We start from the raw sequence: 13,214 nt of genomic DNA, 5'->3' as shown, positions 1-13,214 counted from the left end.
AGTGCATGGCAAGTATGACAAACTTTCCCTTGTCCGCCTACGCCGGCTAATGCTTAATCGCTCAACACTTCCCTGTTTGCCTGGAGCCCATCATGCAGAGCGCCTGTTCATCCCGCTCGAAGCTGCCGGACGTCGGCACCACCATTTTCACCGTCATTGGCCAACTCAGCGCAGAACATCAGGCCCTCAATCTGTCGCAGGGCGCGCCCAACTTCGCCGGCGACCCGCAGCTGATCGAGGCTACGGCGCAAGCCATGCGCACAGGTCATAACCAATACGCGCCGATGAGCGGCGTGGCGGCGTTACGTGCTGCTCTGGCGGAAAAAGCTGAACGATTGTATGGCGCACGCTATGACGCCGACGAAGAAATCACGGTGATCGCCAGCGCCAGCGAAGGGCTGTACTCGGCGATCAGCGCGCTGGTGCATCCCGGCGACGAGGTGATCTATTTCGAACCGGCGTTCGACAGCTATGCGCCGATCGTGCGCCTGCAGGGCGCCACGCCGGTGGCGATCAAACTGTCGCTGCAGGATTTTCGCGTCGACTGGGACGAAGTGGCCGCCGCCATCAACGGCAAAACGCGCATGATCATCATCAACACGCCGCACAACCCGACCGGCGCGGTGTTTGACGAGCACGACATCGAACGCCTGACCGCCCTGACCCGCGACACCGACATCGTGATCCTGTCCGACGAGGTCTACGAACACGTGGTGTTCGACGGCGAAATTCACCACAGCATGGCGCGCTATCCGCAGCTGGCGGAACGCAGCGTGATCGTGTCGTCGTTCGGTAAAACCTACCACGTCACCGGCTGGCGCGTCGGCTACTGCCTGGCGCCGGCGGCGCTGATGGACGAGATCCGCAAGGTGCACCAGTTTATGGTGTTCTCCGCCGATACGCCGATGCAACACGCCTTCGCCGCCGCGCTCGCCAACCCGCAGAGCTACCTGGGGCTGGCGGCGTTTTACCAACAAAAGCGCGATCTGCTGGCCAGCGCCTTGCAGGATTCTCGCTTTGAGCTGCTGCCCAGCCACGGCAGCTTCTTCATGCTGGCCCGTTTTAGCGGCTTCAGTCACGAAAGCGACAATGATTTCGCCGTACGCTTGATCCGCGAAGCGAAGGTGGCGACGATCCCGCTGTCGGCGTTCTACAGCGACGGCACCAATACCGGCCTAATCCGGCTGAGTTTTTCCAAAGATAACGAGACCCTGCTGGAAGGCGCGCGCCGCCTGAGCCAGGCGTAATTTTTTGTCCGACCATGGGAAAGGGGCACTGCCTATGAAAGCACTGAAAACGCTGTTCGCCGCCGGATGCCTGCTGGCCGCCGGCACTTCGCTGGCGGCGGAAAACAGCCTGCGCTTCGGCCTGGAAGCGCTGTATCCGCCGTTCGAATCCAAATCCGCCAGCGGCAAACTGGAAGGGTTCGACATCGAACTGGGCGACGCGGTATGCGCCGCCGCGCAGTTGAAATGCAGCTGGGTGGAAACCTCGTTCGACAGCCTGATCCCGGCATTGCAGGCGCGCAAGTTCGACGCCATCAACTCGGCGATGAACGTGACCGAACAGCGGCGTCAGGCGATCGCCTTTACCGACGCCATCTATCAGGTGCCGAACCGCCTGATCGCCAAGGCCGACAGCGGCCTGCTGCCGGACGCCAAATCGCTGGCGGGCAAACACGTGGGCGTGCTGCAAGGATCGATTCAGGAGATTTACGCCAAAACCCATTGGGCGCCGGCGGGCGTGGACGTGGTGTCTTATCAGGATCAGAATCAGGTTTACCTCGATCTGGCGGCCGGTCGGCTCGACGCCACGCTGGTGATGGCGCCGTCGGGGCAAAGCGGCTTCCTGTCGCAGCCGGACGGCAAAGGCTTCGCCTTCGTCGGCGAGGCGGTGCGCGACGACAAAATCCTCGGTGAAGGTATCGCCTTCGGCCTGCGTAAAGGGGATGAGGCGCTGAAGAAAAAACTGGATGCCGCCATCGCCAAAGTGAAACAGCAAGGCACGGTGGCGGCGCTGTCGAAGAAGTATTTCGGCGACATCGACGTGACGGTGAAGTGATAGACGGGGGCGGCACCGCCGCCCCCTCCCGCGTTTAGCGATCGAATACCGAACTGTTCAGCGCACGATCCTGCTGGTGGCGCTCCAGCGCCAATTCGATCAGGCGCGTGATCAGCGCCTGATAGCTGACGCCGCTGGCGGCCCACAGCTTGGGATACATGCTGATGTTGGTGAAGCCCGGCAGCGTGTTGATTTCGTTGATTACCACCTGGTTGTCCGGCGTCAGGAACACATCCACCCGCGCCAGTCCGAAGCACTCCAGCGTGCGGAACGCCTTCAGCGCCACCTCGCGGATGTGGTCGCTCACTTCCGGCGCGATTGCCGCCGGCACCACCACCTGAGCGCCCTGCTCATTGATGTATTTGGTGTCGTAAGAATAGAAGGCGTCGCTCAGCACGATCTCGCCGCACACGCTGGCCTGCGGATCGTCGTTGCCCAGCACCGCGCACTCGATCTCGCGGCCGACGATCGCCGACTCCACCAGCACTTTGTGATCGAAGCTGAAGGCCAGCGATACCGCCGCGTCGAACTCGGCGCGGTTTTCCACCTTGCTGACCCCGACCGAGGAGCCCTGGTTGGCCGGCTTGACGAACAGCGGCAGGCCGAGGTGCTCGCTCAGTTGCTCAAACGTGAATCCGGCGCGGTTGGCGCGCGTCAGGGTGACGAACGGCGCCACCGCCAGCCCGGCGTCGCGCAGCAGGCGCTTGGTCACGTCTTTGTCCATGCTGACCGCCGAACCGAGCACGCCGGCGCCGACGAACGGCATATTGGCCATGCGCAGCAGCCCCTGCAGCGAACCGTCCTCCCCCAGCGTGCCGTGCACGATCGGGAAGATGACGTCGAGCTGGCCCAGCGCGCCGGCGCTGCCCGCTTCGATCAGCTGCTGTTTTTCCTGGCCCGGGATCAGCGCCACGTTCTTGTTCGAGCGGTTCAGCGCGATCAGCGCCGGGTTCTCGGCGTTGAGCAGGTAGTTGGAGGCGTCGTTGATGTGCCACTGCCCCTGTTTGTCGATCCCCAGCAGCGTGACGTCAAACTTCTCTTTGTCGATTGCATCCACAATGTTTTTGGCCGACTGCAGCGACACCTCATGCTCCGCCGATTTACCGCCAAAAATCACCCCAACACGTAGTTTAGTCACGCCTTAAATCCTTCTGAAAAATCATGGCAAAAAAGTCGTTCATCACAATAAACGCATTGTCTGGCGGCGGCAATCGTTGTTGCCAGAATCTTCTTACGCCACAGAATGCCACATCGCGACCATCCAAAGCGTATACACTTCGTATATCGTTCACTTAGGGAGACGCCGATGGGCATCGTAAAAATTTCGGACGCGCTGCATGACGATCTGCGCCTCGCCAGCCTGACCATGACGCGTTCGATCAACGCGCAGGCCGAGTACTGGATCAAGATCGGCATGCTGGCGGAGTTCCATCCGGAACTGACCTACCCGCAACTGGTAAAAAAAATGATGAAAGATAATGCGCTGACGCTGAAGGAGATTGTCGGGTGAAACAGATTGTGATTAAAACGCCGGAAGAGATTGCCAAAATGCGCCATTCCGGCGCCCTGCTGGCGAAAGTGTTTGCTATGCTCGATGAGGTCATCGTCGAAGGCATCTCCACCATGGAGATCAACGACCGCGCCGAGGCGTTTATCGTCGACGAGCTGAAGTCGCGCCCGGCCAGCAAAGGGCAGTATGATTTCCCCTATGTGCTCAACACCTCAATCGACGATGTGGTGTGCCACGGGGTGCCGTCGGCCAGCAAAATCCTGCGTTCCGGCATGATCGTCAACGTAGACATCACGCTGGAAAACGGCGGTTATATCGCCGACTCCAGCAAGATGTACTGCGTCGGCCAGGTGACGCCGCTGGCCAAACGGCTGGTGAACAACGTCTATGAATCGATGTGGCAGGGCATTCGCGCGGTGAAACCGGGCGCGACCCTGGGCGATATCGGCCACGCCATCCAGCGGCACGCCGAACAGGCCGGCTACAGCATCGTACGGGAGTATTGCGGCCACGGCATCGGCCGCGATATGCATGAAGAGCCGGCGGTGTTGCACTACGGCCAACCCGGCAGCGGCATGGTGCTGCAGGAAGGCATGGTGTTCACCATTGAGCCGATGATCAACCAGGGTGACCGCCGCATCAAGCAGAAGAAGGACGGCTGGACGGTGGTGACGCGCGACAAAAAACTGTCGGCGCAGTGGGAGCACACCGTGGCGGTCACCGCCGACGGCGTGGAGATCCTGACGCTACGCGACGAAGAGCGCCGAGCCGGCTACGCCGAGCGCTACTAAACCCGCAAGCCATTAGTCTGACAGGCTGATAGCTTAATAAGTTATTTAATTGATAACCTCTTAGCTTATATGCGGCACTCCGGCGCCGCGGTTAAAGCGACGGGGATGACAGGGAGACAGGCAGCATGCAGTCAGGCAATCAGGCATTTATCAACCAGCTTAAAGACATCGTCGGCGGCCCGCAGCTGTTGACCGGCGATCGCAACACCGAGCGGTATCGCAAGGGGTTCCGCTCCGGCGAAGGCCAGGCGCTGGCGGTGGTGTTTCCCACCAGCCTGCTGCAGCTGTGGCGCATTCTGCAGGCCTGCGTGGCCGCCGACAAAATCGTCATCATGCAGGCCGCCAATACCGGCCTGACCGAAGGATCGACCCCCAGCGGCAACGACTATGACCGCGACATCGTCATCGTCAGCACCCTGCGCCTCGACCATATTCAGGTACTGGACAACGGCAAACAGGTGGTCGGCTTCCCCGGCAGCACCCTGCACCACCTCGAGAAATTGCTCAAGCCCTACGGCCGTGAACCGCATTCGGTGATCGGTTCCTCCTGCATCGGCGCCTCGGTGATCGGCGGCGTGTGCAACAACTCCGGCGGCTCGCTGGTGAAACGCGGCCCGGCCTATACCGAAATGGCGCTGTACGCCCAGCTAGGGGAAGACGGCCAGCTGCGCCTGGTGAACCATCTGGGCATCCGCCTCGGCGACACGCCGGAAGAGATCCTTACCCGGCTAGAAAAAGGCGACTATCGCCCGACAGACGTCGAATACGGCGAGCTGCGCGCCTCGGATAACGAGTACGCCAGCCGGGTGCGCGACGTCGATGCCGACACCCCTTCCCGCTTCAACGCCGACAAACGCCGCCTGTACGAGGCCTCCGGCTGCGCCGGCAAGCTGGCGGTGTTCGCGGTGCGGCTCGACACCTTCGAGAAAGAAGGCAAAGAGCAGGTGTTCTATATCGGCACCAACGACACCGCGGTGCTGACCGAACTGCGCCGCCACATGCTGAGCCAGTTCGAAAACCTGCCGGTGGCCGGTGAGTACATGCACCGCGATATCTTCGACATCGCCGAGGTGTACGGCAAAGACACCTTCATGATGATCGACAAGCTCGGCACCGATCAGATGCCGCGCTTCTTCACCCTGAAAGGCCGTATGGACGCCAGCCTCAACAAGCTGCCGCTGCTGCCGCACAACCTGACCGATCGGCTGATGCAGGGCCTGAGCCATCTGGCGCCGAGCCACCTGCCGAAGCGCATGAAGGAATACCGCGAACGTTTCGAACATCACCTGCTGCTGAAGATGGCCGGCCCCGGCGTAGACGAAGCGCAGCGCTACCTGACCGAGTACTTCGCCCAGGCCGAAGGCGCTTTCTTCACCTGCACGCCTGACGAAGGCAAAAAGGCCTTCCTGCACCGCTTCGCCGCCGCCGGCGCCGCCGTGCGCTACCATGCGGTGCACGCCGACAAGGTGGAGGATATTCTGGCGCTGGATATCGCCCTGCGCCGCAACGACACCGACTGGTTCGAAACCCTGCCGCCGGAGATCGACAGCCAGCTGGTGCATAAGCTGTATTACGGCCACTTTATGTGCCACGTCTTCCATCAGGACTACGTGGTGAAAAAGGGCGTCGACAGCCACGCGCTGAAGGAAAAAATGCTCGAGATCCTCAACCGGCGCGGCGCCGAGTACCCAGCGGAACATAACGTCGGCCACCTGTACCACGCCAAGGCAGATCTGCAGGCGTTCTACCGCACCGCCGATCCGACCAACAGCTTCAACCCCGGCATCGGCAAAACCAGCAAACGTAAAGGCTGGGCCGAAGACCCCCACTAAGACCGCCCGATTGGCCCGCCGCCACACCCGGCGCGGGCTTCCTCTCCCCCTGCCTGCCTCGTCGTGACCTTTCTGCGCCCTTAAAGATGTATTTTTATTGCAACTTATAAATTTCCCGATTACCATTCACCGCACAATCGCAAATGAGAATCAATTACAAAGCTGTCATGACGGATACATGGCATCCGCCGTGGCAATCACCGCGAAGTTGTTAATGAGAAGGAACCTACCATGAGTCAGACCCTCGCTTCCGCCCAGCTGTTGTCCGCGCTCGATAAAGTGATGGTGATCTCCACCACCGATCTGCAGGGCACCATCACCTACGTCAACGATCTGTTTTGCCAACTGACCGGCTTTTCCCGGGAAGAGCTGGTGGGCCAGCCCCACAGCATCGTGCGCCACCCTTCCGTGCCGAAAGCCGTTTACAAAGCGATGTGGGACACCATCAAGGCAGGCGGCATCTGGACCGGCATCATTCCGAACGTCGGCAAAGGCGGCGTGCTGTACGTGGTCGACACCACGGTGCAGCCGCTGTATGACGCCCAGGGCAATATCGCGGCCTATATCAGCATCCGCCGCGTGATCAACGATCTGATGACCGACTTCGAATCGGTGGAATTCGCCAAAGAACAGTTCGACAACCACTACGACAAGTAACCGCCATGGCCGACCTTATCGAACGCATCCTTATTGGTTACGGTTCGGAGTCGGGCAACGCCCGGGCGCTGGCGATGCGCCTGGGCGAGCAAAGCAGCCTGCAACCCTACCGCCCCGTCGTGAAAGAACTCAACGCCATCCAGCCCGCCGATGTGGGCGAACGTGACGCCCTGCTGATCGTCTCCAGCTCATTTGGCGACGGCGAACCGCCCGCCAACGCCGAGCGTTTTTCCGACGCGCTGGCGCAATGGCCGGATCGCCACCGGTTGCGCTACGCCATCTTCGGTCTCGGCGACACCGCGTACCCGCATTTCTGCGGCTTCACGCAGGCGCTGGATGCACGTCTGACGCAATACGGCGCCCGCGCCATCATCAATCGCGTCGACGCCGACGTTAACTTCGAACCGTTCTTCGCAACCTGGCTGACGACGCTGGAGAAGGTGCTGGCCGGTGATGCCCAGGCCGGCCGCGATTTGCATCTGCGCGTGACCGCCTACGGCGAAGACCATGCGTTCAGCGCCGCCCTCCTTGAACGGCGGCCGCTCAGCGCACGCACGCCGCAGGCCTGGCACCTGCGGTTGAATATCGCCGGCAGCGGCATCGTTTACCGGGCTGGGGATACCGTCTATCTGTTGCCGGAGAACGACGAAGGATTATTGACCCGGCTGGCTAACTGGCTCGGCAGGCCGGAGACCGCCGACGCGCTGCACCGCCGGGAACTGCGCCAGCTCAGCAAAACGACGCTGCGCGAACTGGCGCAGTTGGCCGACAGCGAAGAGCTCAAAGGCTTGCTCAAGATCCGCCAGCGCAAAGCCCTGGAGAGCTATCTGTACGGCGCCGATCTGCTGGATGTACTGCACGATTTTTGCCCGCCGCAGACGGTCACGCTGGAGAACCTGTTGGCGCTGCTGCCCGTTTGCCTGCCGCGCGCCTACTCCATCGCTTCGGCAACGCAGGCAGAGAGCCTCGACCTGTGCGTGCGCGACGTACGATATGAACGCGACGGCCGCACCCGGCGCGGCACGGCGACCGGCTGGCTGCTCAGCCAACCCGGCCCTTTCCGCCTCTTCTGCCGCGCTAACCCCGGCTTTTACCTGCCGCGCGATACCACTGTGCCGGTGCTGCTTATCGGTACCGGTACCGGCATCGCGCCCTTGATAGGCTTGCTGCGCGAAATGGCCGCCCAGGGTGAACGGCGCGAAACCGTGCTGATCTTCGGCGAAAAACGGCGCGATGAAGACTTCCTGTATCACGAAGCGTTAGAAGCACTGAACGCGGCGGGCGTACTCACGCGCCTCATCACCGCCTTCTCGCGCGACGCCGCCGCCAAATATTATGTACAGCATGCGATCGGCGAGCATGCCGATGCCATCAGCGGCTTGCTGCGGCGGGGAGCGCATGTCTACCTGTGCGGCAATCGCCAGTATCTGGAACATGCCGTGGCGACGGCGCTGGAGCAAGCCTGCGGGGCGGAAAACCTGTGGCAGACGCTGATTGAGCAGCAGCGCCTGCATCTGGAGCTCTATTGAAACAGGGTGGCGTTCATCGTTCCGCACGCAGCAGCAAGGACACGATGAACGCGCCCCCCAGCCCGGCCGTAATGATGCCGATAGGCAGCTCCTGATGGGGGATCAGACTGCGGCTGAGCATGTCGCCGCCGGTCAGCAGCGTCGCCCCCAGCAAGCCGCACATCGGCACGGCCAAACGGTGGCGCACGCCCACCAGGCGCCGGGCCAGATAGGGCACCATCAGCCCGACAAAGCCGATCACGCCCGTCAGCGAGACGAGAAACGCCGTGGACAGTGCGCAGCACAGAAAGGTCTCGGTGCGCAGGCGCGCCACGCTGACCCCCATCGAATGGGCGGTTTGCTCGCCAGCCAGCAGCGCGTCCAGCGCCCGCCAACGCAGCGCCGTAAACCCGGCCAGCAGCACGAAACTCGCCAGCGGAATGAACAGATTATCCCAGCGCGCCAGCCCCAACCCGCCGAGCGACCAGAACAACACCGAACCGGCCGCCCGCTGATCGCCGGAAAACACCAGGTAGCTGGTGAGCGCGCTGAACAAAAACGAGACCGCTAGGCCGCAGACGATCAGCTGCTCGGCGCGCCTGACCCGGCCGACGCGAAACAGGATCATCACCGCCAAGGCGGACAAAACGCCGCCGGCGAAGGCGGACAGCGGCAACGTCAGCGCGCCCAGCGCATCGCCGAAGCGCGTGATGACCAGCACCGCGCCGGCGGAGGCGCCGGAGGAGAGCCCAAACAAAAAAGGATCGGCCAGCTCATTGCGGGTGGTGGTCTGCAGCAGCGCGCCGGTCATCGCCAGCCCGGCGCCGGTCAAGGCCGCCAGCAAGGCTCTGGGCACCCGCAGTTGCACGACGATAGTGTCCAGCATGCCGGAGAGGGGCGCCGATGAAAGCCCCAATGCCGCCATCGTCTGCCGCCATGACAGCGCGACGCTGCCCAGCTGCAGGCTCCAGATCATTAACCCGCACAATACCGACAGCGCCAACGGCGCGAGCAACATAAACCGCCGGGTCGGCGAGTTCATTCAGCCTCCGGCGCGTACAGCGCCCGCGCCAGCTTTTCCACTGCGCCGATGTTGGCCGGCCCCGGCGTCAGCTCCGCATACTGCAGTTTCAGATAGCGATGGTGCCGTACGGCAGGCGTTAATTTCATCAACGGGTGGGACTCGAGGAAGCGCCGCAGCGCATCGGCGCCCGATCCGGTCTGGTAATCCAGCAGAATAATGAAGTCGGGCTCGGCCGCCGCTACCGCCTCCCAGGACGCCGTCGTCCAGCTCGCCGGCAAGCCGTCCATCACGTTGCGGCCGCCGGCCGCTTCGACGATCGCCGTCGGCATCGCGTATTTGCCGCTGGTGAAAGGCTTCTCCTCCCCCGAGTCATAGACGAATACCTTGAGCGGCGCCTGGCCCGCCGGCCTGGCGGGCAGCGCAGCCAACCGGCGCTGCCAGCCCTCAACCAGCGCGGTGGCCTCTTGCCGCTTGCCGAAAATCTTGCCGAGCTTCAGCTCATCGTCATACAGCAGATTCATATCGGCCTTCTGCGGCCGCCCGCCGGCCTGTACGCAGCTCTCGCTCAGCACCAGCGTTTTGATGCCGAACGGGGCAAGCTTCTCCGGCGTGACGTCGCCGCCGATCTTCATGCCGTAATTCCAGCCGGCGAAAAAGAAATCCGGCTGTGCCGCCAGCAGCGTTTCCAAAGCGGGATATTTCGGCGCCAGTTCGGGAATGGCGCCCATCGCGGCCTTGAAGTCGGGCGTCAGTTTGTACCAGCCGGTGATGCCGGTCAGCCCGACAATGCGATCCTGCAGATGCAGTGCAAAGGCCATCTCGGCCATGTTGATGTCGTTGATGACGGCGCGCTGCGGCGCCTGGTTGAAGGTGACCGGCACACCGCAGCTTTCTACGGTGACGGGAAAATGTTCGGCCGCCGCCGACCTGGCGGCCAGCAGCAGAAGCAGGATGAATACGCGTGCGTTCATGTTTCTCTCTGGTTGATCAAGCACAATGGGGAACGTCAAAAATGCGCAGCGTTTTCCCGCTGACGGGATGCGCCACCTGGAAACTGTTCATGCCGAACACCGGCAAAATCACCGGAGTTTGCAACACCGCCTCGGGCGTACCACAGGCTACCTGGCGGCTTTCGTTCAGCACCAGGATCCGATCGGCAAATGCCTCTGCCACGGGCAAATCGTGCAGCACCGCAATCACGGCAATCTCTTTATTTTTCACTAACGACAGCAGCGCCGAGCGCCCGGGCGGATCGAGGTGATTGGTCGGTTCATCCAGCAACAACAGATCGGGAGACTGTGCCAACGCCCGGGCCAGCGCGGCGCGCTGACGCTGACCGCCCGAGAGCCGCCCCAGCGGATGGTGCCTGAGCGGCGCCAGCCCGGTTTCCCCGATGGCTTCGTCAACGATGCGTTTTCCCGCCGCAGAGCGTTCGCCATGCGGTAAACGGCCCAACGCCACGTAGTCCTCAACCGACAGCCGCAAATCCGGCGAATCGTTTTGCGCCAGAAAGGCGATGCTTTTGGCGCGTTCCGCCGCCGGCCACTCGGACAAGGCCCGCCCTCGCCAGTGAATGCCGCCGCTGTCCGGCCGCGTTTCGCCGATCAGGGCACGCAGCAGGCTGGACTTGCCGCTGCCGTTAGGGCCGATCACCGCCAGCTTCTCACCGGCGCGCAGCGCGAAATGGATGTTGTCGAGTATCAATGCCCCGCCGTGGCCGGTCAGGCTAACTCCATCAACGTGGAGGATGTCGTGAACTGGATTCATCATGCATTAATTGTTATATTATAACATATCAATATTTTTATCACGATTGCCCGCCTTCTGCAAAAGCGAATCGCAACGTCTTTTGCCGCACACGCTGCGTGAACCGAGGCAGGGAGCAAGCCGCGCCCCCAGCGTCAACACTGCGCGGCCAAAGCAACATAGCACAGCCTTTTATTAATGATAATGATAATGATTTTCATTATCAATTAAGTAATGATGATTTCCGATTGCGCATCCCGGCGAACTTGGTTATGTTTGAAGCGATTAGTTTCATTGCCGATTTTCAGGAACTCACATGACCTACCTGGCGCACAGCACAGATCCGACAGACGCGACCGTTCCGGCCGTCGTTTTGCTGTGTGCTTCCTCCGCCCCACCCGCCGTTTCCTCTGTCGTTTCAGCGGTTGCCGCTTACCCACCACGCATTGTGGTCGTGCGCTAAGCCAAACCGACTTTTTACCTCCGGCTTATTGATCTGTTGCGTTCAGGCGTAGACCGCCGCGCGCGCCGGAGCCTGTAATTTTCACGACAGGTGAAATTGACATGCGATTACCTTCTCTCTGGGCCAATGCCGGCCTGGCTACGCTGTTCGTCCTGCTTTGGAGCAGCGGCGCGATCTTCTCCCGTTGGGGGTTGGAGCACGCCTCCGCCTTCGCTTTCCTGTTCTTCCGCTGCGCCATCGCGCTGGCGGTGCTGTTGGCCATCGGCCTGTGGCAGCGCCAGTGCCTGCCCGCTCCCGGCACCCGCCGGCGCGTCGCGCTGATTGGCGTGTTGATGATCGGCAGCTATCAAATCTGCTATCTGCTGGCGCTGGAACTGGGTATTACGCCCGGCGTGCTGGCGACGTTGCTCGGCGTACAGCCGATCCTCACCCAGTTCATCACCGAACGGCGCTGCACCGGGCTGCGGGCGCTCGGCCTGGCGCTGGCAATGGTCGGGCTGACGCTGGTGGTGTACCAAAGCCTGATGGTGGCCCACTTCTCGCTGAGCGGCATGCTGTTCGCCTTTATCGCGCTGGGCTGCATGACCGCCGGCACCCTGCTGCAAAAAGGCATGACGCAGCCGCCGCTGGCGGTCTTGCCGCTGCAGTATGCCGTCGGGTTGCTGATGTGTACGCTGGCGCTGCCGTTTGAGCCGCTGCGGGTCGAATGGCGGCCGGCGTTCGTGCTGCCGCTGCTGTGGATGGCGGTGGTGATCTCGGTGCTGGCGACCTTCTTGCTGTATCGCCTGATCCAGCGCGGCAACCTGGTGCAGGTCACCAGCCTGTTCTATCTGATCCCGGCGGTGACCGTCCTGCTGGACTACCTGTTGCTCGGCCACGCGCTGGCGGCGCTGAGCCTGCTGGGCATGGCGGGCATCGTGCTCGGCGTGATGCTGGTTTTCCGCCGCGTATAAAAGCAAAAGCCCCCGCGCCGTTCCACCGGCGCGGGGGCGATAACAACAGCCGTTAACTCAGAACAACCAGGAACCGTACCCCCACAGCAGCACCGTCACCCCAAGCAACAGCTCGAGCAACAGGATACCGATAGCGAAGGTCGAGCTGGAGAAGATGAACCCTTCCTTACTGTCGATATTCAGGAAGTGCGGGATCCCCAGATTCAGCAGATAGCCCGAATAGCACAGGCCGATAATGCCGACAAACAGACACAGCCAGACGACCGGATAGAGCGCCACAATCCCGCTGAGGAACATCGGGGTCGCCACGTAGCCGGCGAACACCATGCAGCGGTGCAGGCTGGGGCGCGATTCATAGCGCCGCGCCATCCAGTGAATGACTTTCCCCATGGCCGCTACGCCCGCCAGCATCAGCAGGTAAAACGCCACGGCGGTATAAAGCGCGGTAAACATGTCGAGCCTGATGGCATGTCCCTCGCCGGAGAGCCAGCCCAACTGGGTGGTGCCGATAAAGGCGCAGACCACCGGGATTGCTGCCAAGAGCAACACGTGATGGGTGTATAGGTGCGAGACGCTTTCATTCTCGCTTTTGATCTGTTCGAACTCGGCGCTGGGATGCGCCAGAAGTCCCCAAACATGACTGACCATGAGACACCTCCTATCTCGCCG

At 61.9% G+C, this 13,214-nt stretch carries 13 protein-coding genes; 8 read left to right on the top strand and 5 right to left on the bottom strand.

What is annotated here, in order from left to right; all coding sequences use genetic code 11:
• The first annotated feature begins 92 nt into the window (after window positions 1-92).
• Together QOL81_RS09285 and QOL81_RS09280 are read left to right on the top strand one after the other, a co-directional pair.
• On the top strand, window positions 93-1,247 hold the full coding sequence (locus tag QOL81_RS09285) for a pyridoxal phosphate-dependent aminotransferase (RefSeq protein WP_060421041.1): 1,155 nt from the start codon (window positions 93-95) through the stop codon (window positions 1,245-1,247).
• 34 nt (window positions 1,248-1,281) lie between these two features.
• Window positions 1,282-2,061: an ABC transporter substrate-binding protein gene (locus QOL81_RS09280; protein ID WP_060421038.1), complete on the top strand. Its 780-nt coding sequence runs from the start codon at window positions 1,282-1,284 to the stop codon at window positions 2,059-2,061.
• A gap of 34 nt (window positions 2,062-2,095) precedes the next feature.
• Here QOL81_RS09280 and ddlA read toward each other — a convergent pair whose 3' ends face one another.
• The gene (gene ddlA / locus QOL81_RS09275) at window positions 2,096-3,199 is read right to left on the bottom strand and encodes a D-alanine--D-alanine ligase (RefSeq protein WP_070914061.1); all 1,104 of its coding nucleotides are present in this window, start codon (window positions 3,197-3,199) and stop codon (window positions 2,096-2,098) included.
• Between the two features lie 168 nt (window positions 3,200-3,367).
• Between ddlA and QOL81_RS09270 the strand changes: the two genes are divergently transcribed.
• The 5 genes from QOL81_RS09270 to QOL81_RS09250 all read left to right on the top strand — a co-directional run bounded on the left by QOL81_RS09270 (window position 3,368) and on the right by QOL81_RS09250 (window position 8,380).
• Window positions 3,368-3,571 carry a ParD-like family protein gene (locus tag QOL81_RS09270; protein ID WP_006324220.1) on the top strand — a complete coding sequence of 68 codons (204 nt, stop codon included), beginning with the start codon at window positions 3,368-3,370 and terminating at the stop codon, window positions 3,569-3,571.
• Window positions 3,568-4,362, top strand: a complete 795-nt coding sequence (gene map / locus QOL81_RS09265; protein WP_197757744.1) for a type I methionyl aminopeptidase — start codon at window positions 3,568-3,570, stop codon at window positions 4,360-4,362. Before QOL81_RS09270 ends, map begins: the two co-directional genes overlap by 4 nt.
• Window positions 4,363-4,487: 125 nt before the next feature.
• On the top strand, window positions 4,488-6,194 hold the full coding sequence (gene dld / locus QOL81_RS09260) for a D-lactate dehydrogenase (RefSeq protein ID WP_060440460.1): 1,707 nt from the start codon (window positions 4,488-4,490) through the stop codon (window positions 6,192-6,194).
• Window positions 6,195-6,425: 231 nt separating this feature from the next.
• Window positions 6,426-6,851: a PAS domain-containing protein gene (locus tag QOL81_RS09255; RefSeq protein ID WP_070914062.1), complete on the top strand. Its 426-nt coding sequence runs from the start codon at window positions 6,426-6,428 to the stop codon at window positions 6,849-6,851.
• A gap of 5 nt (window positions 6,852-6,856) precedes the next feature.
• Window positions 6,857-8,380, top strand: coding sequence for a flavodoxin domain-containing protein (locus QOL81_RS09250; RefSeq protein ID WP_169318141.1), 1,524 nt, complete (start codon window positions 6,857-6,859; stop codon window positions 8,378-8,380).
• A gap of 13 nt (window positions 8,381-8,393) precedes the next feature.
• On the opposite strand, the gene QOL81_RS09245 is transcribed toward QOL81_RS09250, so the two are convergent.
• From QOL81_RS09245 to QOL81_RS09235, 3 genes are read right to left on the bottom strand one after another with little or no spacing between them, the layout of a single operon-like run.
• The gene (locus QOL81_RS09245) at window positions 8,394-9,401 is read right to left on the bottom strand and encodes a FecCD family ABC transporter permease (RefSeq protein ID WP_169318140.1); all 1,008 of its coding nucleotides are present in this window, start codon (window positions 9,399-9,401) and stop codon (window positions 8,394-8,396) included.
• Window positions 9,398-10,354, bottom strand: a complete 957-nt coding sequence (locus QOL81_RS09240) for an ABC transporter substrate-binding protein (RefSeq protein WP_070914064.1) — start codon at window positions 10,352-10,354, stop codon at window positions 9,398-9,400. The genes QOL81_RS09245 and QOL81_RS09240 overlap by 4 nt, the downstream gene beginning before the upstream one ends.
• 16 nt (window positions 10,355-10,370) lie before the next feature.
• A complete protein-coding gene (locus QOL81_RS09235; protein WP_283439831.1) occupies window positions 10,371-11,087 on the bottom strand; it encodes an ABC transporter ATP-binding protein in 717 nt (238 codons plus the stop codon).
• Window positions 11,088-11,693: 606 nt separating this feature from the next.
• Here QOL81_RS09235 and QOL81_RS09230 point away from each other — a divergent pair.
• Complete coding sequence (locus tag QOL81_RS09230; protein WP_169318139.1) at window positions 11,694-12,545, top strand: DMT family transporter; 852 nt, start codon at window positions 11,694-11,696, stop codon at window positions 12,543-12,545.
• A 57-nt stretch (window positions 12,546-12,602) separates the two neighbouring features.
• On the opposite strand, the gene QOL81_RS09225 is transcribed toward QOL81_RS09230, so the two are convergent.
• Window positions 12,603-13,193, bottom strand: coding sequence for a Yip1 family protein (locus QOL81_RS09225; protein WP_004939641.1), 591 nt, complete (start codon window positions 13,191-13,193; stop codon window positions 12,603-12,605).
• Window positions 13,194-13,214: the final 21 nt, after the last annotated feature.

The sequence above is a fragment of the Serratia sp. CC22-02 genome (genome assembly GCF_900182895.1).
GTDB classification, from domain to species: Bacteria; Pseudomonadota; Gammaproteobacteria; order Enterobacterales; family Enterobacteriaceae; genus Serratia; species Serratia nevei.
Note: the sequence above shows the minus strand (reverse complement) of the source record. Positions and strands in the feature narration are given on the sequence as shown.